General features: G+C 67.5%; 30 protein-coding genes, 1 tRNA gene and 2 riboswitches. Of the genes, 16 read left to right on the plus strand and 15 right to left on the minus strand.

What is annotated here, in order from left to right; translation table 11 throughout:
* The first annotated feature begins 362 nt into the window (after window positions 1–362).
* Complete coding sequence (locus ACYVN4_RS28345; protein ID WP_460725066.1) at window positions 363–827, plus strand: MarR family winged helix-turn-helix transcriptional regulator; 465 nt, start codon at window positions 363–365, stop codon at window positions 825–827.
* Window positions 828–830: 3 nt separating this feature from the next.
* Here ACYVN4_RS28345 and ACYVN4_RS28350 read toward each other — a convergent pair whose 3' ends face one another.
* Complete coding sequence (locus ACYVN4_RS28350; protein WP_460725067.1) at window positions 831–1,895, minus strand: crotonase/enoyl-CoA hydratase family protein; 1,065 nt, start codon at window positions 1,893–1,895, stop codon at window positions 831–833.
* Window positions 1,896–1,944: 49 nt separating this feature from the next.
* Window positions 1,945–2,259 (minus strand): hypothetical protein, encoded by a 315-nt coding sequence (locus tag ACYVN4_RS28355; RefSeq protein WP_460725068.1) that lies wholly within the window; start codon window positions 2,257–2,259, stop codon window positions 1,945–1,947.
* Between the two features lie 99 nt (window positions 2,260–2,358).
* Between ACYVN4_RS28355 and ACYVN4_RS28360 the strand changes: the two genes are divergently transcribed.
* Together ACYVN4_RS28360 and ACYVN4_RS28365 are read left to right on the plus strand one after the other, a co-directional pair.
* Window positions 2,359–2,748, plus strand: a complete 390-nt coding sequence (locus ACYVN4_RS28360) for a VOC family protein (RefSeq protein WP_460725069.1) — start codon at window positions 2,359–2,361, stop codon at window positions 2,746–2,748.
* 27 nt (window positions 2,749–2,775) lie between these two features.
* The gene (locus tag ACYVN4_RS28365; RefSeq protein ID WP_460725070.1) at window positions 2,776–3,633 is read left to right on the plus strand and encodes a GNAT family N-acetyltransferase; all 858 of its coding nucleotides are present in this window, start codon (window positions 2,776–2,778) and stop codon (window positions 3,631–3,633) included.
* 13 nt (window positions 3,634–3,646) lie between these two features.
* Here ACYVN4_RS28365 and ACYVN4_RS28370 read toward each other — a convergent pair whose 3' ends face one another.
* Complete coding sequence (locus tag ACYVN4_RS28370; protein ID WP_460725071.1) at window positions 3,647–4,093, minus strand: MarR family winged helix-turn-helix transcriptional regulator; 447 nt, start codon at window positions 4,091–4,093, stop codon at window positions 3,647–3,649.
* Between the two features lie 78 nt (window positions 4,094–4,171).
* Between ACYVN4_RS28370 and ACYVN4_RS28375 the strand changes: the two genes are divergently transcribed.
* The 5 genes from ACYVN4_RS28375 to ACYVN4_RS28395 all read left to right on the plus strand — a co-directional run bounded on the left by ACYVN4_RS28375 (window position 4,172) and on the right by ACYVN4_RS28395 (window position 7,974).
* Entirely contained in the window at window positions 4,172–4,546 is a 375-nt protein-coding gene (locus tag ACYVN4_RS28375) for a cupin domain-containing protein (protein ID WP_460725072.1), read from the plus strand.
* A gap of 89 nt (window positions 4,547–4,635) precedes the next feature.
* Entirely contained in the window at window positions 4,636–5,178 is a 543-nt protein-coding gene (locus ACYVN4_RS28380) for a dihydrofolate reductase family protein (RefSeq protein WP_460725073.1), read from the plus strand.
* A complete protein-coding gene (locus ACYVN4_RS28385) occupies window positions 5,175–6,122 on the plus strand; it encodes an RNA polymerase subunit sigma-70 (RefSeq protein ID WP_460725074.1) in 948 nt (315 codons plus the stop codon). The genes ACYVN4_RS28380 and ACYVN4_RS28385 overlap by 4 nt, the downstream gene beginning before the upstream one ends.
* A 75-nt stretch (window positions 6,123–6,197) precedes the next feature.
* On the plus strand, window positions 6,198–7,016 hold the full coding sequence (locus ACYVN4_RS28390; protein WP_460725075.1) for an acyl-CoA thioesterase domain-containing protein: 819 nt from the start codon (window positions 6,198–6,200) through the stop codon (window positions 7,014–7,016).
* Between the two features lie 88 nt (window positions 7,017–7,104).
* Window positions 7,105–7,974 (plus strand): SGNH/GDSL hydrolase family protein, encoded by an 870-nt coding sequence (locus ACYVN4_RS28395; protein WP_460725076.1) that lies wholly within the window; start codon window positions 7,105–7,107, stop codon window positions 7,972–7,974.
* A 23-nt stretch (window positions 7,975–7,997) separates the two neighbouring features.
* On the opposite strand, the gene ACYVN4_RS28400 is transcribed toward ACYVN4_RS28395, so the two are convergent.
* A complete protein-coding gene (locus tag ACYVN4_RS28400) occupies window positions 7,998–8,894 on the minus strand; it encodes a LysR family transcriptional regulator (protein WP_460725077.1) in 897 nt (298 codons plus the stop codon).
* A gap of 60 nt (window positions 8,895–8,954) precedes the next feature.
* Between ACYVN4_RS28400 and ACYVN4_RS28405 the strand changes: the two genes are divergently transcribed.
* The gene (locus tag ACYVN4_RS28405; RefSeq protein WP_460725078.1) at window positions 8,955–9,305 is read left to right on the plus strand and encodes a DoxX family protein; all 351 of its coding nucleotides are present in this window, start codon (window positions 8,955–8,957) and stop codon (window positions 9,303–9,305) included.
* A gap of 34 nt (window positions 9,306–9,339) precedes the next feature.
* Here ACYVN4_RS28405 and ACYVN4_RS28410 read toward each other — a convergent pair whose 3' ends face one another.
* Together ACYVN4_RS28410 and ACYVN4_RS28415 are read right to left on the minus strand one after the other, a co-directional pair.
* Window positions 9,340–9,873: a hypothetical protein gene (locus tag ACYVN4_RS28410; RefSeq protein WP_460725079.1), complete on the minus strand. Its 534-nt coding sequence runs from the start codon at window positions 9,871–9,873 to the stop codon at window positions 9,340–9,342.
* 41 nt (window positions 9,874–9,914) lie between these two features.
* A riboswitch (glycine riboswitch) is annotated at window positions 9,915–10,008 on the minus strand.
* Window positions 10,009–10,096: riboswitch (glycine riboswitch) on the minus strand.
* Between the two features lie 97 nt (window positions 10,097–10,193).
* Window positions 10,194–10,898 carry a hypothetical protein gene (locus ACYVN4_RS28415; RefSeq protein ID WP_460725080.1) on the minus strand — a complete coding sequence of 235 codons (705 nt, stop codon included), beginning with the start codon at window positions 10,896–10,898 and terminating at the stop codon, window positions 10,194–10,196.
* A gap of 127 nt (window positions 10,899–11,025) precedes the next feature.
* Here ACYVN4_RS28415 and ACYVN4_RS28420 point away from each other — a divergent pair, with 127 nt between their 5' ends.
* Together ACYVN4_RS28420 and ACYVN4_RS28425 are read left to right on the plus strand one after the other, a co-directional pair.
* Window positions 11,026–11,673 (plus strand): cyclase family protein, encoded by a 648-nt coding sequence (locus tag ACYVN4_RS28420; protein ID WP_460725081.1) that lies wholly within the window; start codon window positions 11,026–11,028, stop codon window positions 11,671–11,673.
* A gap of 181 nt (window positions 11,674–11,854) precedes the next feature.
* Window positions 11,855–12,196: a hypothetical protein gene (locus tag ACYVN4_RS28425; protein WP_460725082.1), complete on the plus strand. Its 342-nt coding sequence runs from the start codon at window positions 11,855–11,857 to the stop codon at window positions 12,194–12,196.
* Between the two features lie 80 nt (window positions 12,197–12,276).
* On the opposite strand, the gene ACYVN4_RS28430 is transcribed toward ACYVN4_RS28425, so the two are convergent.
* Entirely contained in the window at window positions 12,277–13,485 is a 1,209-nt protein-coding gene (locus ACYVN4_RS28430; protein ID WP_460725083.1) for a L,D-transpeptidase, read from the minus strand.
* Between the two features lie 223 nt (window positions 13,486–13,708).
* Here ACYVN4_RS28430 and ACYVN4_RS28435 point away from each other — a divergent pair.
* Window positions 13,709–13,781 (plus strand) — tRNA-Lys (locus ACYVN4_RS28435).
* Window positions 13,782–13,852: 71 nt separating this feature from the next.
* Here ACYVN4_RS28435 and ACYVN4_RS28440 read toward each other — a convergent pair.
* Entirely contained in the window at window positions 13,853–15,307 is a 1,455-nt protein-coding gene (locus ACYVN4_RS28440) for an aldehyde dehydrogenase family protein (RefSeq protein WP_460725084.1), read from the minus strand.
* Between the two features lie 201 nt (window positions 15,308–15,508).
* Between ACYVN4_RS28440 and ACYVN4_RS28445 the strand changes: the two genes are divergently transcribed.
* The gene (locus ACYVN4_RS28445) at window positions 15,509–15,862 is read left to right on the plus strand and encodes a DUF4870 domain-containing protein (protein ID WP_460725085.1); all 354 of its coding nucleotides are present in this window, start codon (window positions 15,509–15,511) and stop codon (window positions 15,860–15,862) included.
* Here ACYVN4_RS28445 and ACYVN4_RS28450 read toward each other — a convergent pair.
* Window positions 15,859–17,313 carry a serine/threonine-protein kinase gene (locus ACYVN4_RS28450; RefSeq protein WP_460725086.1) on the minus strand — a complete coding sequence of 485 codons (1,455 nt, stop codon included), beginning with the start codon at window positions 17,311–17,313 and terminating at the stop codon, window positions 15,859–15,861. The genes ACYVN4_RS28445 and ACYVN4_RS28450 overlap by 4 nt on opposite strands.
* Before the next feature lie 233 nt (window positions 17,314–17,546).
* On the opposite strand from ACYVN4_RS28450, the gene ACYVN4_RS28455 reads away from it, so the two are divergent.
* Window positions 17,547–18,086: a DUF5994 family protein gene (locus tag ACYVN4_RS28455; protein WP_460725087.1), complete on the plus strand. Its 540-nt coding sequence runs from the start codon at window positions 17,547–17,549 to the stop codon at window positions 18,084–18,086.
* Here ACYVN4_RS28455 and ACYVN4_RS28460 read toward each other — a convergent pair.
* Window positions 18,070–19,299 carry a fatty acid desaturase family protein gene (locus ACYVN4_RS28460; protein ID WP_460725089.1) on the minus strand — a complete coding sequence of 410 codons (1,230 nt, stop codon included), beginning with the start codon at window positions 19,297–19,299 and terminating at the stop codon, window positions 18,070–18,072. The genes ACYVN4_RS28455 and ACYVN4_RS28460 overlap by 17 nt on opposite strands.
* Before the next feature lie 89 nt (window positions 19,300–19,388).
* Between ACYVN4_RS28460 and ACYVN4_RS28465 the strand changes: the two genes are divergently transcribed.
* Together ACYVN4_RS28465 and ACYVN4_RS28470 are read left to right on the plus strand one after the other, a co-directional pair.
* Window positions 19,389–20,045, plus strand: coding sequence for a TetR/AcrR family transcriptional regulator (locus tag ACYVN4_RS28465; RefSeq protein ID WP_460726703.1), 657 nt, complete (start codon window positions 19,389–19,391; stop codon window positions 20,043–20,045).
* The gene (locus ACYVN4_RS28470) at window positions 20,042–20,389 is read left to right on the plus strand and encodes a DUF5994 family protein (RefSeq protein ID WP_460725090.1); all 348 of its coding nucleotides are present in this window, start codon (window positions 20,042–20,044) and stop codon (window positions 20,387–20,389) included. Before ACYVN4_RS28465 ends, ACYVN4_RS28470 begins: the two co-directional genes overlap by 4 nt.
* Here ACYVN4_RS28470 and ACYVN4_RS28475 read toward each other — a convergent pair.
* The 5 genes from ACYVN4_RS28475 to ACYVN4_RS28495 all read right to left on the minus strand — a co-directional run bounded on the left by ACYVN4_RS28475 (window position 20,358) and on the right by ACYVN4_RS28495 (window position 23,118).
* Window positions 20,358–21,074, minus strand: a complete 717-nt coding sequence (locus ACYVN4_RS28475; protein WP_460725091.1) for a TetR/AcrR family transcriptional regulator C-terminal domain-containing protein — start codon at window positions 21,072–21,074, stop codon at window positions 20,358–20,360. The genes ACYVN4_RS28470 and ACYVN4_RS28475 overlap by 32 nt on opposite strands.
* A gap of 146 nt (window positions 21,075–21,220) precedes the next feature.
* Window positions 21,221–21,619 carry a DUF5994 family protein gene (locus tag ACYVN4_RS28480; RefSeq protein ID WP_460725092.1) on the minus strand — a complete coding sequence of 133 codons (399 nt, stop codon included), beginning with the start codon at window positions 21,617–21,619 and terminating at the stop codon, window positions 21,221–21,223.
* A gap of 1 nt (window position 21,620) precedes the next feature.
* Complete coding sequence (locus tag ACYVN4_RS28485) at window positions 21,621–22,043, minus strand: DUF5994 family protein (protein ID WP_460725093.1); 423 nt, start codon at window positions 22,041–22,043, stop codon at window positions 21,621–21,623.
* A complete protein-coding gene (locus ACYVN4_RS28490; protein ID WP_460725094.1) occupies window positions 22,040–22,867 on the minus strand; it encodes a slipin family protein in 828 nt (275 codons plus the stop codon). Before ACYVN4_RS28490 ends, ACYVN4_RS28485 begins: the two co-directional genes overlap by 4 nt.
* Before the next feature lie 104 nt (window positions 22,868–22,971).
* Complete coding sequence (locus ACYVN4_RS28495) at window positions 22,972–23,118, minus strand: DUF6307 family protein (RefSeq protein ID WP_460725095.1); 147 nt, start codon at window positions 23,116–23,118, stop codon at window positions 22,972–22,974.
* Window positions 23,119–23,208 lie beyond the last annotated feature (90 nt).

Raw genomic sequence — 23,208 nt, forward strand, 5'->3', positions numbered from 1 at the left:
GGGTGGTAGCTGGCCCGGTTCGGCGCGGAGGTGCCACCGCCGCCACGGGGTCGCGGCGCGGTGACCGGTCCGGGCTCGGCGTCGAGTTTTCTGGCGCAACGTTGCATTGTCAACCGGATGGGCTATCCATCCAGGTGGATTAGGGGATTTGCCCCGAACGCCGGAAGCTCTTCTGCCGGAATATGTCTCATTCGTCCCGTCTGGAAACCCGCTCGCGCGTTGATGATTTCCGCCAGAACTACGCAAATCGAACCGTCAGTACTGTACGGCAGCACCCCGTTCGAGGTCCGCTCCGATTCGCGGTGAGGTTCCTGTGGATCCACATAGTGTCCACGTCAACTAACCGTCGATACTATGGAGGCATGACGCGCTGGCTGAGCGATGCGGAACAGGTGACCTGGCAGTCCTACATTCGCATGCGGCAGCGGCTGGACGCTGCCATCGCCGCCGGGCTGGCCCAGGACGGGATGTCGTTGTCGGACTACGAGGTACTGGTCGCGCTGTCCGCGGCCGGGGGACAATTGCGCGCCAAGGAATTGGGTGCGGAGATCTGCTGGGACAAGAGCCGCCTGTCCAAACATCTGACCCGGATGAGCGCGCGCGGCCTGATCGATCGCTGCCAGGCCGTCGAGGACGCGCGCGGCCGGGAGGTGCGGCTCACGGACGCGGGCCGCGCGGCTCTCGAGGCCGCCGCGCCCAATCATGTGGAGTTGGTGCGGCGGCTGTTCATCGACGACATGACCGCCGCCGAGGCCGCGGCCCTGCGCTCGCTGGCCGGGCGGGTGGTCGCCGAGGTCGAGCGAACGGATGTCGAGGGCCTCGGCTGAGGCTCAGTCGTCGGCTGGCCGGGAGTCCTTCGGCGGCTCGAACTGGGCGCGCTTCCAATCCCCGAACGGTTCGTCGCGTTCGCGCACGGCCTCGCGGAAACCGGCGGTGGCCGAACGCAATTGGAAGGCGTAGCCCTCGCGGGTGTGCCGGGAGATGCCGTCGAACACCGTGCTGATCATGCCGGAGTTCAGCACGCCCTGATTGAGCAACGCGCTGTTGAGCGCCAGCTTCGCCATCACCAGCTGGTTGATCGGCACCCGCGAAATGCGTTCCAGCAGTTCCTCGGTGCGGGCGTCGAGCTCGTCGGCGGGCGGGGCCTCGATGGCCAGACCCCACTCCTGCGCCTGCTTGCCGCTGAGGCTGTCGCCGGTGAACAGCAGCCGCTTGGCGCGCTGGTCGCCGACCCGGTGCGCCCACATCCCGGCCGCCGGGATCCCCCAGGTACGGGTGGGCGGGTAGCCGAAGCGGGCGTCGTCGGCGCAGATGATCTGGTCGGCGTAGAGCGCGATATCGGTGCCGCCCGCGATGGCGAAGCCATGCACCTTGGCCACCGTCGGCTTGTTGGCGTGCAGCAGGCTGGAGAACCCGCGGTTGAATCGCGACATCATGGCGTAGTCGACCATGGGATCCCAAGTGCCCCAGGGATTATGGTTGCGCGCCTGCACGACCGGATCCAGCACGGTGCCCTCGGTCGGCTGCGATCCCTCAGCCGGAGCAACGGTGCCGGTTTCGTGATTGTTCTCGGCGAAGATCGACAGGTCGTATCCGCCGCAAAACCCTTTGCCCCGCCCGCTCACCACGATGACGTGCACCCGCGGATCCAGGTCCGCGCGTTCGACAGCCGCCGCCAACTCGATCGGCGTATCGGCGGTAATGGCATTGCCACGCTCGGGCCGATTGAAGGTGATGCGCGCGATCCGCCCGGTCACCTCGTAGGTCAATGTGCGGCCGGTGTATTCGTCGACCGGCTCCGGACGCCCCGCGAACAGCGAGTCGTCACCGCCGGTCAGATCGTCGCGCCAGGCGGCCGGGCGGGTGCCGGAGTGGTTCTCGTAGTCGGGGGACACTCAAGCAGTGAACTACCGTTCATTTCTTGCTGTCAAGGGTCGGGGCCCGCTACTCCCAGGGTTTGACCGGTGGTTTCACCCAGAGGATCTTCTCGTCGGAGTGTTCGCGGTGGGCGGCGGGGTGGGCGGGATGCCGCTCGGCCCAGGCGTCCTTGTCGGTGAGCAGCCGGGCCACTACCTGCCAGGTTTCCTCGGTGCTCGGGGGATTGGTGTCGGCGGCGCGGGCCAGTTTGCGGCGTTGCGCGGCGGGCATGGCGAGGAGTTCGTCGCCGGTGATGCCGCGCGCCCAGATGTACGCGGCCAGGCGCCGGGCCTTCTCTTCCCGGCTGCGGCTGGCGTGATCGGAATGCGCGTAGTCGGCCATGCTGTGCCAGACACTACCCGAGCGCCGGGTTATGGTGACCGGGCAGTTCGATGGCAGCTCCACCGACCGAAGGGCTCTGCCCAGCTGAAAGGACTCGCCGTGACCGCGCCGATCGTGCTCAGTTGCGTCACCATCGACTCGGCCGATCCGGGCCGGCTCGCCGAGTTCTACAGTGCCCTGCTGGATTGGCGGATCATGCACGCCGAGGACGAGTACGCGCTGATCACCGATGGAAAGTCGGTGCTGTGCTTCGGTTTCGTGCCCGGACACACGGCCGCGCCGTGGCCGGACGACGCGGCCCACCCCAAGCGCGTGCACCTGGATATGAATGTCGCCGACATCGATCAGGCCACCGATCTCGCGGTGGCCCTGGGCGCGAGCATTCCCGAGTTCCAGCCGGGCCTCAATCCGGATTGGGACAATCAGCTGCCGTGGGGTGTGGTGCTCGATCCGGAGGGGCACCCCATCTGCTTGAATCTGCGTGAGTAGCAGAGGTTTTGCCGCTACCGTGTTCGCATGCCGGATGCCGTGCGTATCGATGATCTGGTCATTTCCCGTGCTACTCCCGCGCAGTGGGCCGCGGTCGTGGCATGGGCTGCCGACGAGGGTTGGAACCCCGGCGCGCGTGATGTCACCGCGTTCTTCACCCAGGATCCCGACGGGTTCTTCCTGGGGCGGGTGAACGGGGAGCCCGCCACGGCGGTGTCGGTGGTCAACTACGGTGACGAATTCGCTTTTCTCGGTTTCTATCTCGTGCGCCCGGATCTGCGCGGGCGCGGCTTCGGACTGGCCACCTGGGCGGCCGGGATGAAGCATGCGGGGGACCGGGTCGTCGGGCTCGACGGCGTGCCGGATCAGCAGGACAATTACCGGCGCAGCGGTTTCGAACTCGCCTATCGCAGTGCGCGATTCACCGGTGTGCCGCGCCTGCCGCTGCCGGACGACACCATCGCCGCGCTCGACCCGGCGGATTTCGTGGCGCTGCTGCCCTACGACGCGGAGTGCGGTCCGGCGGATCGGCCGGCCTTCCTCACCGCGTGGCTGACCGAGCCGGGGCATCGCACCTTCGCCCGCATCGTCGACGGCCGGGTGACCGGCTACGCCACCCTGCGCCCGGCCCGCGAATCGCTGCGCGTCGGACCGCTGTTCGCCGACACGCCACTCGACGCCCGCCAGTTGCTGGCGGCGCTCGCCGCGCACGCGGCCGGGATCCCGTTGACGATCGATGTCCCGCTGGACAACGAGCCCGCGGTGCGGCTGGTCACCGAGGCCGGGTTGCGGCCCAGCTTCGAGACCGCGCGCATGTACACCGGGCCGGTGCGCCCGTTCCGCCGCGAACGCGTCTTCGGCGTCACCACCCTCGAACTCGGCTGAGCGGTAACCGAATTCACCACGCCGACGGTCGTACCCGGCCGGGTACGACCACTCGCGTGAGCGTATTGCGCAGCGCCACCGTCGCTTCCGGGCCGAGTGTCGCCGCCCAGTGGTCGGTGAACCTCGCCAGCGCGGCGTCGGCGGCGCGGGTGCACGCCCAGCCGCGCTCGGTGAGCGTGACGATCTTGGCGCGGGCGTCGCTCGGGTGCGGATTGCGCTGGGCGTAGCCCTTTTTCACGAGCTCCTCGACCAATTGGCTGGCGGCCTGCTTGGTCACGCCGAGATGCTCGGCGAGCTCGCCGACGGTCGCGCCGTCGGGCGCCATGCGCACGAAGGCGAAGCCGTGGCTGGGTCGGATATCGGTGAATCCGGCCGCCACGGTGCCGTGGTGGACGGCGTCGGTCACCTGTGCGGCGGCCGCGAGCAGCAGCAGCGGCAGGTCCTGTGCGTATCCGGGCATGTCAGAGATCTTGGCACTTGACAGAAAAGTCAACAAGCTTGACCATATAGTCAAGCTGCTTGACCAAAGGAGAAGGCCATGTCCGTCATCCACGCCGCCGACACCGAAGTCCACGAAATGCACGGCTCCCGCTTCACCCCGCTGATCCGCCCGAGCATGGGCAGCAGCGAACTGTGCCTGTGGCGGCTGGAGATCACCCCCGGCACGCAGGGCGTCCCGCATCGCATCCATCGGGAGGAGGCGTTCGTCGTCCTCTCCGGCGGCATCACGATCACCATCGACGGCGAGTCCGCCGTACTGGCCGCCGGTGACGCCGCGGTGGCCCCCGCCGGATCCACCATCCGCCTGGACAATCCGGCCGACAGCCCGGCCGAAGTCCTGGTCAACGCGCCCGTCGGCTTCACCGGCGAGCTCCTCGACGGCACCGTCATCACCCCGCCCTGGGTGAATTGATCAGGCTCCGATTCCTTTTCGCTCGGGTCCGGGTCAGTACCGGTGAGCGATCGGAGACGCCGGTCGCCGGACCCGAGCGAGGCAATCCCATGCGAAAACTGATCGAATCGACCCTGGTCTCCCTGGACGGCGTCGTCGAGTCGCCCGAGGAATGGGCCAACCCGTTCTTCGACGCGGAGAACAAGCGGGCGTCGCTGCGGCAGCTGGCGGATTACGACGCCATGCTGCTGGGGCGGGTCACCTACGAGAAGTTCCTGGCCAACTGGTCGGGTATCACCGGCGACGAATACTTCGAGACCATCGGCCGCATGCGCAAATACGTGGCCTCCTCGACCTTGGAAGCGGCGACCTGGAACGCCACGCTGCTCACCGGCGACCTGGTCGACGCGGTCCGGGAGCTGAAGCGGCAGCCGGGCAAGGACATCATCAAGTACGGCACCAGCGGGCTCGACCGCCCGTTGATCGAGAACGGTCTGGTGGACGGATTCCGCTTCGCGGTGATGCCGGTGGTGGTCGGCCACGGCGGGCGGCTGTTCGACGGCGTCGACCCGAAGTATCTCGGCCTGAAGCTCACGAATACAACAACTTTCGACAATGGCGTGGTCGCACTGGAGTACGTTCCGGTCTTGTGAACCCGGATCGCCAGTTCACCGAATCGACCGAGCCGCATCGGCGCGAGCTGCTGGCCCACTGCTATCGCATGGTCGGATCCGTCGACGAGGCAGAGGATCTGGTGCAGGAGACGTATCTGCGGGCCTGGCGTGGATACTCGGGTTTCGACGGGCGGTCGAGCCTGCGCACCTGGCTGTACAAGATCGCGACCAATGTCTGTCTGACCGCGCTGGAACGACGCTCGCGCCGACCCCTGCCCTCGGGTTTGGGTGCGCCCGAGGCGGATTGGGGTGCGGCGCTCGCCGACGGGTCCGGAGTGGAGTGGCTGCAGCCGATTCCGGACGCCCTGGTGAGCGTGGAGTCCGATGATCCGGCCGCGATCGTCGTCTCCCGGGAGAGCCTGCGGCTGGCGCTGGTGGCGGGTCTGCAGTACCTGCCACCGCGGCAGCGCGCAGTGCTGCTGTTGCGGGATGTACTCGACTGGCCCGCAAGCGACGTCGCCGAGCTGCTCGAGACCAGCGTCGCGGCGGTGAAGAGCGCGCTGCAGCGGGCGCGCGCGACGCTCGATCAGGTGTCGCCCGCGCGTGATCGGGTGATCCCGCCGACCGATGCCGATTCCCTCGCGCTGCTCGAGCGGTATATCGCCGCGTTCGAGAACGCGGATCTCGCCGAGCTCGAACACCTGCTGCTGTTGGACGCCAGTCTCGAAATGCCGCCCAGCTCCACCTGGTTCGCGGGCCGCCGGACCTGCCTGCCCTTTCTGGCCGAGCAGGTGCTGCCGGTTCCCGGACTCTGGCGGTTGGTGCCGACCGCGGCCAACGGCGGTCCCGCCGCCGTCGCCTACCGGCGGTCGGACAACGGCGAGGAGCTGTCCGGTGTTGTGCTCCTGGACACGACGTGCATGGGCATCTCCCGCATCGTCTTCTTCGAGGACTCGCTGCTCGCCGCCCGTTTTCTCCGCTGACCGAAGCGGGGTCCTCCCTCGCGTTTCTGAAACGTGTTCTAATTTGGAAGATCAACAATCGGTAGGGGAGGCAGCATGGTCGCGTTCTTCACTCGGGAGAACGGTCGCTACACCGCGAGTCAGATGGCGGTCAGCGCATGGTCGGACGCACAATTGGCGGGCACCGCCGTCTGTGGCCTGCTGGCCCACGAGCTCGAAAACCACAGTCCGGGAACGGACTTCCGGCCCGCCCGCTTCACCGTCGATCTGTTCAGTCCCGTCCGCAACGAGCCGCTGGAACTGCGCAGCTCGATCGTGCGGGACGGGCGCCGCATCCGCGTCGCCGACGCGAGCGTCGTCCAGGACGGCCAGGTGCGTGCCCGCGCCACCGTGCACTTTCTCGCCCTGGCCGACGAGCCGCCGGGTGAGGTCTGGCAACCCGCCCGGGAACTGCCCGTCCCCGAAACCCCGCTGGACGGGCCCTTCGGCAATCCGCCCCTGTTCAAGTCCGGTGACCTGGACTGGACCCACGATTTCGCTTCCGGTGTCAATGCGCTGCGCAAGGCCGCCTGGAACAACGTTCCCGCCGTGGTCGAGGGCCTCCCCGTCACTCCGTTCGAACGGGCCGCGTTCGTCGCCGATACCGCGAACCTGGTGTGCAACTGGGGGACCGGGGGCGTCGGCTACATCAATACCGATGTCGCCCTGACCCTTTCCCGGCTGCCCGAGGGCCGCGAGGTGGGCCTCTTCGCCCAGGATCACATGTCCGCCGACGGCATCGCCACCGCGACCGCCACCATGTACGACCGCAGCGGCCCGCTCGGCACCGTCACCATCACGGCCCTGTCCAACGCCATGCGCCAGGTCGACATGGCCGAATTCGCTGCCTCACGATCCCTCCCGGTCGAAAGGTAACGATTCGGCAACTTGCCCTACTGGCCGGTAGGCCGTCTCGTACCGTCGGTGGCTACTCACCCGAGCGCCATCTACGAGGACGTCTACCGTGAAACTGAAGCATTGCCTGTCCACTATTGCGATCGTCGCGGCCGGATCGCTGGTGGGTATCGCGCCCGCCCATGCCGACGGCGGTAAGTATGTGGCGCTGGGGGATTCGTATGCGGCGGGGGTCGGGATCTCCAACATCCTGGACAAGACCTGCTCGCGGTCGGATCGCAACTACGCGCACCTGTTCGCAGCGGCCCGCGGGTACAGCCTCACCGACGTCACCTGCGGGGGCGCGACCACCGACTCGGTGACCAGCACCCAGCTTTCCGCGGTCACCTCCGACACCAATCTGGTCACCCTGGGTGTCGGCGGCAATGACATCGGGTTCACCGATATCGTGCGCAGCTGCGTGGAAGCGGGCACCCTCGGCACGGGGTCCGGGACGGGCAGCGCGGTCCTGCAGAATCTCGGCACCGGAAGCACCAGCGGCAGTGCCGAATTGCTGCTCGGCTGCAAGAACAAGTACGACGCCTCGATGCCCGGTCGCCTCTCGGACGCCTCGGCCAAGGTCGCGAAACTGGTGTCCGACATCAAGTCCCGCGCGCCCCAGGCCCGTGTCGTGCTGGTCGGCTACCCGCACATCCTGCCCGACAACGCCGCCCTGTGTGCCGGTCGGCAACCGGTGCTGCCCGCCGACGTGGACTGGGCCCGCGACACCGTCATCGGCGGCCTCAACACCATGCTGAAGTCGCAGACCGGCACCGAGTACTTCAGCACCTACGAGATCTACAACGGTCACGACGTCTGCGAGGCCATCCCGGACCGCTGGGTCAACGGCACCTCGGTCGACAACGGCGAAGGCGCGCAATTCCATCCGAACCAGTACGGCCACGCCGCCACCGCGCAGAAGATGGCCGCCACCCTCTGAGGTTGTTCACGCGCCGAGGTCGCTCATGCCCCGCGGTGGGCGAGGCAGCTGCGGACGAAGTCCTGGACCACCGGGTCGGTGTCGGCGGCGGGCCGCCAGACGACGCCGACCCGGGTGGGGCTGACACCCGTGACCGGGCGGTAGACGATGCCGGGGCGGGCGAAGAAGCGGGCCGCCGACGCCGGAGCGAGGGCGATGCCGTAGCCGTTGGCCACGGCGGTGAGCCAATCGTCGGTGCGGTCGGTGATCGCGCCGATGCGGACCGGATGGCCCGCGCGTTCGTCGGCCGCCAGCCAGAAGTCGCGCCACGCACCGGTTTCGGGCGGGGCCGCGACGAAGGGCTCGTCCCACAGTTCGTGGAACTCGATGGCCGCCCGGGCGGCGAGCGGATGCGCTTCGGGCAGCGCGACCCACCGGGGCTCGGTCAGCAACCATTGGGTCCGCAGGGCCTGGTCGCCGGGAAAAGGCAAGCGCAGCAAGGCGACATCGACCTCGCCCTCGAGCAGTCCGGCGGTCGGATCCGACCAGGCCGCCGCCTGCCGCATCTCCACCCGCCAGCCCGGCCTGCGCCCGCTGAACTCCGCGATGATGAGCTGGGTGGCCTCATTGGCCGCGCTCGCCACGTACCCGACCCGCAGCACGCTGGCCGCCCGGCTCGCGGCGCTCCTAGTCTCGGTCAGCGCCTCGTCCCAACTGCCCAGCACCCGCGGCACCCGGGCGGCGAGGGCCCGCCCCGGATCCGTCAGCGCCATACCGGCTTTCGACCGGGTGAACAGCCGCACGCCGAGCTGGCCCTCCAGCTGTTTGATCTGTTTGGTCAACGCCGGCTGCGACACGAACAGCCGCTCGGCGGCGCGGCTGAGATTTCCCTCCTCCGCCACCGCGGCGAAGTAGCGCAGCAGCCGGGTGTCGACATCCATGCCATCAGGTTATAGATGCAGGTATTGGACGCGTGAACCCTGCCCGGCGAGGCTCGAATCATGTTCACCGCCTACCTGATCGCCGCCGTCGTCACGATCGCCATCAACGGCGGCATGGCCGTCGCCGACTTCGCCCGCGCCGATTTCGTGCTGGCCAACTCCGACGCCGTCAGCTTCCCCCGCCCCTGGATCCCCCTCGCCGGAGCCTTGAAGATGGCCGGAGCCATCGGCGTCCTACTGGGCCTCCTGGTCGCCCGCCCGCTCGGCATCGCGGCGGCCCTCGGCCTGGTCCTGTACTTCGCCGCCGCCCTGATCGTCCACGTTCGCACCCGCGTCATCCACAACATCGCTTTCCCCGGAGCGTATTTCGCGTTCGCCGCGGCGACCCTGGCGCTGGCCGTCGCGCAGTAGCGAGGCGGATCGGGCTACGACGCTGCGGGATTCGTCAAGAGGCGACGGCGCACGCGGCCGTGTGCCGATGCGCGGTCCGCCGCAGCCGGGTCAGGGCGCGGCCGGAGTCCCGATGCACGTCGAGCACCCGGATACCGAGTGCGACAGCGGTTTCCAGTGGCGAGAGCCCCACCGCCACACGCAGGGTGAGGATTTCGCGTTGCAGATCGGTCAGCTGACCGGGGAGGCGAGACGGCGGGGTCTCGTAGCGGGCGAGGCGGGCCGCGCGGTGCGCGGTCGCATGCAGGTATTCCAGGAAGTCGCGGCGCTCGGCGTGCGCGGTGGGCCAGCCGGTGGCGACGGTGGCGCTGACCTCGGTGGCCAGCCGATCGGCGTCGGGGCTCGCGCCGAGTGCGGCGCGGCAATACGCGGTGGTGAAGCGGCGGGTGTAGTCCAGCACGGCGGCCAGTGCACAGCGGCGGCCGAGTGCGGCGGCGGCGAGGGTGTCCAGCGCGGGGACGGGTGGGCGCGCATCGATCGGAGTCGGTTCGGCGGCGGTGCGGGGCAGGAACGGGGAACGGCCGGGCATGGGAGGTCCTCTGGTCAGCCGGGCACTCGCCCGGTTATCGGATCTCCCCCTCTGTCACGGGACCTGAGAGCTTCACCGCGCGGACGCGATTTGCACCGTAGGTGAGGCGCGGAGGCGCCTGCTTTCCAGAGTGGCCTGGTCGAAACGGTATCTGTACCTGAGAGATTCCGGGGAGGTTGCTCCTTCGGTACCCCGTTGACCGGGGTTCTCCCGCCACGACTCCTAGCGGCCCTGTATGTGATTGTCCCGGCGAGCCTAGACGAGAACCGGGTTGCTGGCCAGGGACCAGCAACCCGGTGGCATACGAAACGTGGCCTATCTCACCGCGGGTCGCTGAGCAGCCACTGGTCACGCGGGGTGCGGCGGCGCTCGCGGCGGCTGCCGACCCGGGCCCGCATCGAGTACTGGGCCGTGGTGTCCTGCGCGGTCAGCTGATGCCAGCCGCTGCCGCCGCTGATGTCGAACGCGCCGATGTAGCCGCCGGGCAGCAACTGGAACGGCGCGGTGATGTGCTTGCCGAAGTCGAACTGGGTGCTGCCCGCCTGGCGGAAGTTCTCGAACCAGGCCGGAAACACGAAGTCCGACACCGTGACTCCGTCGATCTGGTACCCGTACTGATCCGCCTCGCAGGCGTCGGCGACCTCGTAGGCGTAGATGGTGCCGGTGGTCGAGGCGGTGAACACGTAGGCGGCCAGGTTGATGTCGGGATCGGCGAGCATCTCCAGCATTTCGTGGCTCGCGGTCACGGTCCACTGCAGTCCGGCGTTCTGGTCGCTGCGCGCGAACACCTTTCCGATCGGCAGCCCCTCGGAGGTGAGGTCGTGGTAGCCGAGCGCGCCGGCCTGATCCGAATCATCGGAGACGACCAGCCACCAGGCGCCGGGCTCGGGCTGCTGATTGCTTGCCACGAAGGTCAGGTCGGCGTCACTGCCCCAGGCGGGGGCCCAATCCCGGTGTACCTGCGTCTGCAGGGCGGGCACCACGGCGGATACCTGGGCGTCGGTCAGTACGGTACTGCGGTTCAACACGGCAATATGTATGGCAGACATGGCGATTCTCGAATCTTGTAGTGTTCCCAGCCTCATCGGCGCGGCGTCATTCGATCTTGCTGCTGTCATCTTCGCGCGAAAATCACAGGGAGGCAGGCGGAAAGTGCGCATCATCGATCTTTCGGTACCGATCAGGTCCGGTATGCCGGTGTATCCCGGCGACCCGGAGGTCACACTCCGGCCCGCGCTCACGGTGGCCGTCGACGGCGTCAATGTGCTGCACCTGGATATGGGTTCGCAGACGGGGACGCATGTGGACGCGCCACGACATATCGACGACGCGCTGCCCACCCTGGACGAGCTTCCGCTGGAACGGTTCCTGGGGCCCGCGGTTGTGATCGACGCGCGCGCCGCCGGGGCGGGCGGGGCGATCGGGCGCGAGTTCTTCGAAGGCCGGGTGGCGGCGGGGCAGATCGTGTTGATCGTCACCGGGTGGTCGCGGCACTGGGGCACCCACGAGTACCTGAACCATCCGCATCTGACGGTGGCGGCGGCCGAGTATTTGATCGCGGTCGGGGTGCGGACGATCGGTGTCGACGCGCTGTCGGTCGATCCGACGCCGACCGAGGAGATTCCCGTGCATCGGATCCTGTGCGGCGCGCACGGTGTGATCGCCGAGAATCTGACCGGTTTGTCCGAACTACTGGCGCTGCAGGAGGCCGGACGGCCGATCGAGGTCTCGCTGTTCCCGCTCAATCTGCCCGGGGCCGACGGCGCTCCGGTCCGGGCGGTCGCACGCGTCGAAGCGTGAGGTCAGGGCCCCGGAGTGTGAGAGAAACGTCAGTGTGTCGCATTTTGCCGCGCGGCTCACACGATCTTCGTAGACTGCTCTGGAAACTGGGGGAGTCGGGGCCCCCGACCCGCGCTCGATCAGAAGGACTCCGCACGTGAATCGTTGTGCCGTAACCACTTTGCTAGCCGTTGCGGCTATCGTGACCGCCGCGCCGCTCGCGTCGGCGGAGATTCCGCTCATCGACGTCTCCACCTCCACGACGACACCGGCCGCCACCACACCGGGCACGACGACACCGGCCCCCACCTCGACCGACCCTGCCCCCAACGACCCGATGGAGGCCAACGTCACCGGGTCCTCGGGCCTCAAGCTCGGCGGCGCGTTCGGCTCGGCGAGCACCGGATCCGCCGGACCGGGCGGCCCGTGCACGGTGCTCGGCACGGCGTCCGCGCTCTCGGGCTTCGCGGCGCTGGGCTGCGACGGCTTCAAGAGCAACAACATCCAGACCAATCCCAACCAGGTGCCGGGCACCACCAAGTAGAACCGCCACCCGGAGATTCCTGTCGAGCACGACCGAGGGGCACCGACAATCGAGTCGGCGCCCCTCGGTCGTGTCGTCTGTCAGCTGCGGTCGGCGTTACCGGCCTTCCACTGGTCCCACGGAATGTTCCAGTCGCCCAGGCCGTCCACGCCCGAGAGCGTGCCGCCGACGGTGTTCTTCACGATGGTGATGTCACCGCGCTTGACGTTGTCGTAGACCCATTTGGCATCCGCCGGGCTCAGATTCAGGCAGCCGTGGCTGGTGTTGACATAGCCCTGCTGGCCCACCGACCACGGGGCCGAGTGGAAGAAGATGCCCGAGTACGAGATTCGCGTCGCCCAGTCGATCGGCGTCTTGTAGCCGCCCGGCGCGTTCACCGGCACCCCGTAGGTGGAGGAATCCATGATGATCCGGTCGAACTTGTCGCCCACGATGTAGACGCCGTTGTCGGTCGGCGTGGAGTCCTTGCCCATCGAGGTCGGCATGGTCTTGATCACCTGGCCGTTGCGTTCGACGGTGACCATCTTGGTGTTGTCGTCGGCGGTGAAGATGGTGGCGTCGCCGATGGTGAAGCTGGAGTGGATGTCGCTGTCGCCGACCAATCCATTGCCGAGATCCCGGCCGTAGGCGTTGACCGCGATGTCGACCTTGGTGCCCGGGGCCCAATAGTTCTGCGGCCGCCAGCGCACCTCACGATTGTTGACCCAGTAGAACGCGCCCTCGACCGCCGGCGTCGTCGTGATCTTGATCGCATTCTGGGCGGCCTGGCGATCCGGGATGTTCTCGTCGAATTGCACGGCCACCGGCTGGCCGATGCCGACCACATCGTTCTCGGCGGGCAGCAGGTAGGGATGCGTGCGATTGTTCGGGGTGATCGTGGTGAAACTCATAGTCGCGGTGGTGGATCCGCCCAGCCCGATGGCGGCGGCGCTGAGCTTGTAGGTCTTGCCGAACCCGAGCTGCTCGGTCAGCTGCCAGGAACTGCCGTCCTGCGTCAGCTGACCGGCGACCGGCTTGCCGTCCGGATTGGTGAGCGCCACATCGGTGAACTTGCCGTCCTCCACCTTCAAGGTCAGCTCACCCGGCGACACCCCCTTGTCCCCGTCCTTGACCGGCGCGATCACCTTCGGCTTGATCAGCTCGCCGATCGGATTGGAATCGATTGCCCCCGCCGAGGATTGGTGCTTGCTCCCCGAAGAACACCCGACCACCGCCAAAACCAGCACGGAAACCACCGCCCCCACACCCAGCAACCGCCCCGTCCGTCGCCGACCCTTCGCGCCACTCATCGCAACCCCGTTCACGTCTCGGCGCCCGACCGCACGCCTGTGCCGACCCACCACGCTTCTCCCCAAACATCCGAGATCACCCCCGTCGCGTTAACAACCCTCGACCCCCCGGAAAACGCCCAGCTCAGAGGGGCGATTTCACTTTCCGTGCAGACTCCTGTTAATGTTCTTTCCGCACCGCAGAGAGCCAAAGCGAAAGCCCAAGCCCCCGGCGGCGATACACGCGCCATTAGCTCAATTGGCAGAGCAGCTGACTCTTAATCAGCGGGTTCGGGGTTCGAGTCCCTGATGGCGCACAAGAAGAAGGCCCCGACCGGGTAATCGGTCGGGGCCTTCTTTGTTGTCCGCCAAGGGTTCTGGGTGTGATTCAGCCCTCGAGGGCGGCGGTGACTACTGCTTGGGCGAGGTCGGTGTAGGGCGGGTAGAGGGCGGCGATGAGGTCTCCTTCGCCGCGGGTGACTACGCCGCGGGGGTTGGAGAATTCGCGGAAGCCTTCGATGCCGTGGTGGCGGCCGTTGCCGCTGGTGCCGATGCCGCCGAAACCCAGGGCGGGGAGGGCGCCCTGGACGGCGCAGGTGTTGACGCAGGCGCCGCCGGAGGAGGTGCGGGTCAGGACCTGGTCGGCGAGGGCGGCGTCCTTGGCGAAAACGTAGAGGCCGAGCGGCTTTTCGCCCGCGTTGACGTGGGTGATCGCGTCGTCGAGGGTGTCGTAGGGCTTGACCACGAGGATCGGGCCGAAGATCTCCTCACGCATCACGCCCAGGTCGTCGGCGGGATCGAGGACCAGGGACAGCGGCATGCGCCGGCTCGCGCGGTCGACCTTCGCGGTGGGCTGGAGGTCGACGATGGTGCAGCCCGCGTCGCGGGCCTCGTCCAGGAGATCGATCAAACGGTCGAGGTGGCGTTCGGTGATGATGCCGGTGCAATCGCCGGTGTCGGAGAAGTTCGGGGCGTGCTCGGCCATGTGCGCCTGGGCCAGGGCGACGAAATCGTCGAGGCCGGTGCGCGGGACCAGGCAGTAGTCGACCGAGATGCACATCTGGCCGTTCTTGATCAGCTTGGTGCCGAGGACCTGTTCGACCGAGGCCGCGTCGATGCTGTCCGCGGTCAGGATCGCCGGGCACTTGCCACCCAGTTCCAGTGTCACCGGGACCAGGTTCTTCGCGGCTTCGACGGCAATCAACCGGCCGACCTCCGGATTTCCGGTGTACAGCAGGTGATCCCAGCGCTGCTGGGAGAACGCGCGAGCCAGGTCGACGCCGCCGGTGACGACGGTGACCCGGTCGGCGTCGAAGGTGGCGGCGATCATCTCCTTCAGCAGTTCACCGCAGGCCGGGGTGAACTCCGACGGCTTCAGGATCACCCGATTGCCCGCGGCGAGCATCTCCACCAGCGGGCCGACCGACAGGTCGAACGGAAAGTTCCAGGGCACGATATTGCCGACCACGCCCTTGGGCTGATACCGGATCGCGGCCTGCGCGGAGCCGTACAGGCCGGGGTCGGTGAACCGCGGCTCGTCCGCCATCCAGGTGGACAGCTGCTCGGCCGCGTACACGGCGCGGCCCACCACACCGAGCACTTCGACCAGGTCGGTGAACAGCTCCGGATGCACCGAAAAGTCCTCGGACACCGCACTTCTGATCCGCTCCCGGCTGCCGAGCATCATGGCGGCCAGTGCGCCCAGATGATCCTGTCGTTCCGCGCGGCTCGGATGCGGTTGCTGCGCGAACGCGGCCCGCTGGCGGGCGAACGAGGTGTGCAGTTCGGCGATCGCCGCGCTGTCATCGGTGGACGGTGCGATCGGGCGATGGGTGGCGGTCATGATGCGGACCTTCCGTCGGGATTCTCCGCATCTCACGATCCCAGCCTCGCCGTCCGCCGATACGGCGATTCACAAAATCCATCGCACGCAATCTATTTCCTGGGCGTGCGGAAAGTTGGGATCGGTAGGGGACCGGGGGCGGCATCTACTTGCCGCATGACATCTTCTCAACCTCCTGCCGACCGGCCCCAGTCAGCCGGGATGGACAAAAAGACCAGCGCGATCCTGTCCTATGCGTTGGGGTGGCTCACCGGGATCATCTTCCTGTTCGTGGGGAAGAACGACCCCGACGTGAAGTTCCATGCCGCGCAATCGATCGTCTTCTTCGGGGCGGTCTCGGTGGTCAATATCGTGCTGAGCATCCTCGGTTCGCTGCTCGGCGCCGTGGGCATCATCTTCAGCCTGGTCGGACTGCTCGTCGCGCTCTTCGCGCTCGTCGTCTGGATCATGGCCATGGTGCAGGCCAACAACGTTGGTGGCGTCCGCGCGGAACTACCCATCGTCGGCAAGTGGACCGCCCCGTACGCCGACCGGCTGGCGGCCTCGATCAACTAGGTGGAACGTGCCTGGCCCGGCCTGTTCTCAGGCCGGGCCCCGGGCATGCGCTCGAGCGCCGCCTTCGCCGGGGCATAACCGGCGCGGGCGGATTTGCGGTAGACGCGTTGGGCGGGTCCGGTGCGGCCCAGGGATTTCCACTGGTCGCCCAGGGCCTTCAGGGCGACCATGTCGCCGTCCTGTTCCACCTCCCGGTAGAGGAGTTCGGCGCGCTCGTGCTCGCCGAGGGCCTCGTGAACCGTTGCCAGGTGGACCTTTCCGAGAATGTGGCCATTGTCGATGTAGCGGCGGTACCAATAGGCGGCCTGGCCCAGATCGCCCGCCTTCATACACATGTGGCCGAGAGTGAGCATGGACAGCGTCTCGCCGTTCTCGGCGGCCCGCCGGTACCAGCGCTCGGCTTCGGTACGGGCGCCACGGTTTTCGAGTAGCCGCGCCAGGAAGGACATCGACAGGGCGTCGTCCATGGCGGCGGCTTGGCGTAATAGCCGTTCGGCTTCGCCGATGTCACCGCGCTTCTGATGGTCGCGGGCGCGGGCCAGCAGCTGGCCGACCTCGCCCCGTCTGCGACCGGCTCCCGGCGGCCGGGGATTCTCGGCCGGGGCTTCCGGCTTGGACGCGAGGGCCGGTGGCGTCCGGGCGGTGAGCAGGGTCAGGGCGTCGGGGATGGAGGGGCGTCGCTCCGGTTGTTTGTCCATCAGCCGGGTGATCAGCCGACTGAGTTGCCCGGCGCGCGCGGGCGGGGGAGCGGTCCCGAACATCACCGCCTTCATGGTTCCGTGAATGGTGTCGCGGCGGAACGGGGAAACCCCCTCCAGGGCGTGATAGAGCGTGACGCCGAGGGAGTACAGGTCACCGGCGGGGCTGTCGTCGCCGTCGATGCGTTCGGGCGCCATGTACTCGAAGGAGCCGATGATCGACTCCTTGGCGGTCAGCGTGTGATCCGAATGATGGCGTGCGGTACCGAAATCGGTGAGCAGCACCTCGCCCTCGGCGGCGAGCAGAATATTGCCCGGCTTGACGTCGCGGTGGATGACACCGGCCGCGTGGGCGGCGCGCAGGGCCGCCAGCAGGGCGGTGGCGACGGTGGTGGCTTCCGGGACGGCCATCGGCCCGTCGCTGTCGAGCCGCTGCTTCAGGGAACGGCCCGACACCAGGCGCATGACGATCCACGGCGTCCGGCCGTCGGTGACCACGTCGAGGACATTGACGATGTTCGGATGATCGCGCAGCCGTGCCACATTGCGGGCCTCGCGTTCGGCCCGCGCGACGCGTTCGGCATGTTCCGCGCTCGATTCGGACTGCGGGAGCAGCACTTCCTTCACCGCGACATCGATGCGCAGCTGATCGTCACGCGCCTTCCAGACGGTCCCGAATCCGCCGCTGCCCAGCTTCTCGATCAACCGGTAGCGGTCGGCGAGTACCCACCCCGGTCGTCCCAGTGCCGACATCAAGGCCCCCAGCAGTTCTGTGCCCCAGCAACATTCGGAACCAGTCAACCGTACTCGAATCCGGACGTCACCGTCCGGTGCCCGCGCCCGCCGCCGCCGGCTCGGTGACCGGGTGCTGAGCGTAGGCTGGGGGTATCGACGGCAGCTCGTATCCGGTTGTATCCAGGCCGTTTCGGCAGTCGATTCTCGAAGAACCGGCCCCGTTCGGGGCTGAGACAGGACGACGTCACATCATGACGACGCAGTCGATCCGCACGTCACAGCCGACTCGTGCCGGTGCCGCCGCGCTCTCCGGGTTGGGCGAACCCCGTCCGCGGGTGTTGATGAAACCCCGGGCCCCGAAGACCGGGTATGTCGACGGAGCCTGGTGGCCCTACAGCCGCGACCTCGTAAACGAGCTTCCCGGCCTGATCACCGCTCTCACGCAGCGTCTCGGTCCGGTGCTGCGGGTCGACTACTACCTGATCGACTGGGAGACGCCGACGCGCGCGCTCGTCGTCGACGGGCAGTCGGTACGGCTCGACTGGCACGGCTATACCCCCGCGCACACGGTCGAACTGATCGGCACGCGCGGCCGCAGGCTGGTGGTGCTGGTGGTGCCGCCCGGAACCGAGCCTCGCGACGCGTGCGCCACGATGACCTCCGCGGCCGCGCCGAACGGCACGCCGACGGTGAACGAGCTACTCGGACACGGCATTCGCCGTCGGCGGGAACGGGCGGTCCGCAAGACCGCGGCCCGCAACTGGGCCGATCGGACTACCTCGGCCAACTGACATCCGCCGCGTGCCGGCGGGCTCGTTCCGCGAGCGCGGTGCGCAGGCCGTGGCGGCCGGACGGGGAATCGATGCCGGGCGGGGGATGCGGGCCGAACTTGTCTTCCGAGGAGGTTTCGGGGGCGTCGTCGGAGGTGTCGATCAGGAAGTCGTCGGGAAGGGCGAGTTTGTTGATGGTGCGCAGGGTGAGCAGGTATTGCCGGGGCAGCGGGCCCGTGGTGTAGGGCAGGTCGTATTTGTCGCAGAGCGCGCGGACGCGGCGGGCGATCTCGGGGTAGCGGTTGCTGGGCAGGTCGGGGAACAGATGGTGTTCGATCTGGTGGGACAGGTGGCCGCTGAGGAAGGCCAGGACCGGGCCCGCGTCGAAGTTCGCGGTGCCGAGCATCTGCCGTAGATACCATTCCGATTTCGACTCGTGCTCGATCGCGGCGGGGGTGAATTTCTCTGCGCCGTCGGGGAAATGGCCGCAGAAGATCACCACGTAGGCCCACAGATTGCGGAGCGTGTTGGCGGCCGCGTTCGCGGCGAGGGTGCGGCGCCAGCGGCGGCCACTGAGGGTCGGGAAGATCAGGTAGTCCTTGCCGGCCTGGCGGGCGATCTTGCGGAGCAATGCCCTGGTGTACGTGGACTTCTCGGTGGCGGTCGCGGCGCGATCCTGTTCGGAGTAGAGGCCGTGCAGCGCGATTCCCCATTCGAAAGTCAGTGCCAGGAACAGGTTTTGCAGCGGTTGCGCCAGCAGTCGCGCCCGCCACGGTTGATCGCGGGTCACCCGCATCACGCCGAAGCCGATGTCGTCGTCGATGCCGAGCACATTGGTGAAGACGTGATGGCGGTAGTTGTGCGAATAGCGCCACTGGGACGACACGCCCGCCATGTCCCATTCCCACGTGCTGGAGTGGATTTCCGGATCGTTCATCCAGTCCCATTGGCCGTGGCAGACATTGTGGCCGATCTCCATGTTCTCGATGCTCTTGGCCGTCGCCAGCGCCGCCGTTCCCGCCGCCAGGCCGAACTTCCCTCTGCTGCAGGCGATGACCAGGCGTGCCGCGAGGTCGAGGAGGCGCTGGAACGCGATCGTCCTTCGAATATAGGCCGCGTCGCGTGCGCCGAGTCGCTGGTCGATGTCGCGGCGAATCGCATCGAGCTCGTGTCCGAGTGCCTCGACGTCCGCGGTGGTCAGATGCGCGTAGACCGCGACCTGTGTGATCGCCATATCCCCAGCTTAGACGCGCACTACAGCGCATGTCTACAGCGTAGACTGACGGTGTGGACGAACGCAGGCCGCCGCTCACCCGGACCGCCATGTTGACCGCCGCGCTCGAGATCATCGACCGTGACAGCGTCGACCAGCTCTCGATGCGACGGCTCGGGCAGGCCCTCGGTCGCGACCCGATGGCGCTCTACCGGCACGCCGTGAACAAGGCGGCACTGCTCGACGGCGTCGCCGAACTCGTGCTCGCACAGCTGACCGTCGATGCCGACGACGTCGACTGGCGCCGTCAACTGCGCAGCATCGCGCGTGATTACCGCAAACTCGCTGTCGCGCACCCGCATACGGTGCCGCTGCTGGTCACCCTCCCGCTGGCCACCCCGCTGGCCCTGCGCCCCCTGGGCACCCTGCGACCGCTCGAGCGCATCCTCGAACTACTCACCCGGGCGGAATTCAGCGGCCCCGACGCGCTGCACATCTACCGCTCGCTGTTCGGATTCCTGCACGGCCACATCCTCACCGAACTCCAGGAACTCATCGAACACCCGGAGGAAACCGACGATGTGCTGCGCCTGGGTCTGCATCGCCTGCCGATCGGCGAGTTCCCGCTGCTTCGTGGTCTCGCCCCGAATCTGGCCCATTACGACGGCGCGTTCGAACTCGAACGGGGCCTCGACACTCTGCTCAGCGGCCTCGCCACCACCATTCCCCTGACCGTGACCAGCCCCAGGAAGAAGCATCGATCATGACCTCATCACGCCGCGACCTCGCCGCCGAGCTGCCCGGACTCATCGCGAAGCTGGTCGGCGGACCGGATCCGATCCACCGGGTGATCTACCACCTCGACGAATGGGGCCCTGCGCCACGGAAAATCGATATCGGCGGCCGGTGGATCCGGCTCGGCGGCTATCGGCACCTGCCCGCGGGAATCCTGGAATTCCACGGTGTCGACAGCGACTCCCGGCTCACCCTCCGCCTCGACTCCCTGATCGGCGACACCGAACTCGGTGCCGCACAACAACGTTGGGAATCCGAGGGTGGGGCGGGCCGGCGGGTGACGGTCAGTGACCGGGAACGGGCAGGGTCGCGGTGAGGCCGGTCAACAGGATGTCGAGGCCGCGTTCGAGTTCGGCCGCGCCGTCGTAGGACGCCAGTACCGGAGCGAGCCCGCGCACGAGCGGAAACTCCTCGAGTGGGAGGCGATACAGGCCCAGGCGCAGTACCTCGTCGGTTTCCTCGGGCCGCTCCACGATCTCTTGCAGCTCGTTGAGCACGTGGCCGTAGAGGAAACCGAAGAGCGCACGGTAGACGTGCAGCGCGTCGGCGCCGGAAAAGCCTGCGCGGGTGAGCAATTCGAGGATATTCTCCAGCGGTCGCACCACCGACGACGGGCGCAGGCCCAACGGGGTGGACAGGGGCCGGGTCACCAGCAGCGGCACCACCCGCGGATGGGCCAGCGCCAGGCGGCGGAAATCCCTTGCGACTACCCGCAACTGGCGGCTCCAGTCGGTGTCGGTGGCATCGACCGACAGTTGCGCGAAGACGATCTCGGCGACTCCGTCGAGGACCGCCGCCTTGTTCGCCACATGGCGATAGATCACCATCGGATCGCGTCCGACGGCTTCGGCCAGCCGCCGCATCGACAATCCGTCGACCCCTTCGCGATCGATCAGCTCGAGCGCGGCGGTCAGGACGACCGCCCTGGTGATCGGACCGTTGCCGGGTTCGGACCGCCGGTTCGCGGATCGCGAGTTCTTGCCGGTGCCGCGCTCGACCATGCGGAGGATCCTCCGTTCCCTTCGGACCATCCGAATGATGCGATCGTAGACATACGCCGTTGACAGCACGGCGCGACTCGCACTATCCGAGGCATGCGTGCGCTGCGGCCCAGTTCAGCGGGATCTCCGTGGCGCTCGCCTTGGAGTCACCGACGCCGGGATGTTCGTAGTCGTGCTGCCTGCCGCAGCTGCTCGTCGGCGAGCTGGACCGGAGTGTCGAACGGGATGACGCGCAGGATCAGCAGGCTGCCGTCGGTGCCGGTCAGCCGCATGACCGCGGGCGGCTGGTCGAGGGCCGAACTGCTGGCGTTCCAGTCGAATCCGACGCGGGCTATCGGTCCCATGCGAGGAGTGACGGCGGCGATCAGATCGTCCAGTTCGGCCGGGAGATCGGCGGTCCAGGGCCACCATGCGCCGTCGACCTCGCCGGTCCCGGTGCGGAGCTCCTGCAGCAGCAGCCGTGGCGTGCGGGACGGCGCCGGAAAGGGCTGGGTCTGATCCGGGGCCGGGCCCAGGTGCAGGACGCCTGTGTAGAAATGGAACATTTCAGGCTTTCGAGTCCAGCAGGATCGAGCGGGCGAGGTTGCGGTCGGTGGCCGAGGTGATGACGCGCAGGACGATCATGCCGCCGCCGCGGCCGAAGACGTACATGGTGTTGCCGAGTTCGAACGAGTGGGCGTCGAGTTGCACCGGGCGATCGTCGAGGATCAGCCGGGCGCGGGCCGGTGACCAGCTGGTGCGGTCGTAGACCACGCGCCGAGCGGGGCCCAGCCGGCCGGCCAGCGCCGTCAGCAGGTTCGGCAATTCCGTTGCGAGATCATCGGATCGGGGCCACCAGACACCGTCGATGTAGCCGGCGTCCTCACCTCGCGGCTCCAAACGCAAGCGTGGGGCGCGGTCGGGCGGACCTTCGAGTCCGGCCGGGCGGTCGTGCCCCCACCGGCGGAGGACACCTTCGAAAATGATCATGGGTGGCTGCCTGCTTCCGAATTGGTGGCGGCTTTGGCGGCGGCATACGGTGCCGCGGAGGTGGTTTCGCGGGACAGGAAGCCGCTGATCTCGCCGATCGCGCTCATCAGCGGCGCCGGGAAGACGATGGTCGTGTTCTTGTCGACGCCCAGTTCGATCAGGGTCTGCAGATTGCGTAATTGCAGTGCGAGCGGGTGCGCCATCATGGTGTCGGAGGCGTCGCCGAGTGCCGCCGCGGCCATCGATTCCCCCTCGGCCGCAATGATTTTCGCGCGCTTCTCGCGCTCGGCCTCGGCCTGGCGGGCCATCGCCCGCTTCATGCTCTCCGGCAGCTGGATGTCCTTGAGCTCGACCAGGGTGACCTCGACACCCCATTCCAGGGTGGTGACATCGAGAATCCGGCGAATATCGACATTGATCGAGTCGGTCTCGGCCAGCGCCTGATCGAGCGTGTGCTGTCCGACCACCTTGCGCAGGGTGGTCTGCGCGATCTGATCGATTGCGGCATAGACGTTCTCGATCGCGACCACCGACTTCTGCGCGTCGACGACTCGGAAGTAGGCGACGGCGGAGATGTCGACGCTGACATTGTCACGGGTGATGATGCCCTGCGACTGGATCGGCATGGTGACGATGCGCAACGACACCCGCGGCAGCCGATCGACCACCGGGATGATGAAGTTCAGTCCCGGTTCCCGGACCGCGATCACCCGCCCGAGCCGGAACAACACCCCCTTCTCGTACTGCGTCACCACCCGGATCGACAGTGCGAGCCCGAGCAGAACCACCACGAGTACAACGATCGCGACACCGAGTACGTTCACGACTCCTCCTCACAGAGGTGAGTGCCATACCCCAGCGTAGGCCGTTTCTACGGTTAGTGTCTACGTTGTAGAATTACAAGGTTGACACCCCCGGATCGCCGCCGTCAGCGGATGTTTTCGGGGATGGTGTCGAGTGCCCGCAGTACCTGAACGGCCAGCTCGGTCGCGGCCTTTTCGTCGAGTCCCGAGTGTTCCTGCACCACGTCCCGCACCCGGGTCATGCGTCGCTCGTACGGTGTCGTCAGCGTCATTCTCATACTCCTTGTCGTGCCGGGTGGACCGGCATCGCCACTGTAGGTTCCTACTGTAGCTCTACAACGTTGACAGTAGTGGCGGCGCGG

Source organism: Nocardia heshunensis (genome assembly GCF_054782115.1).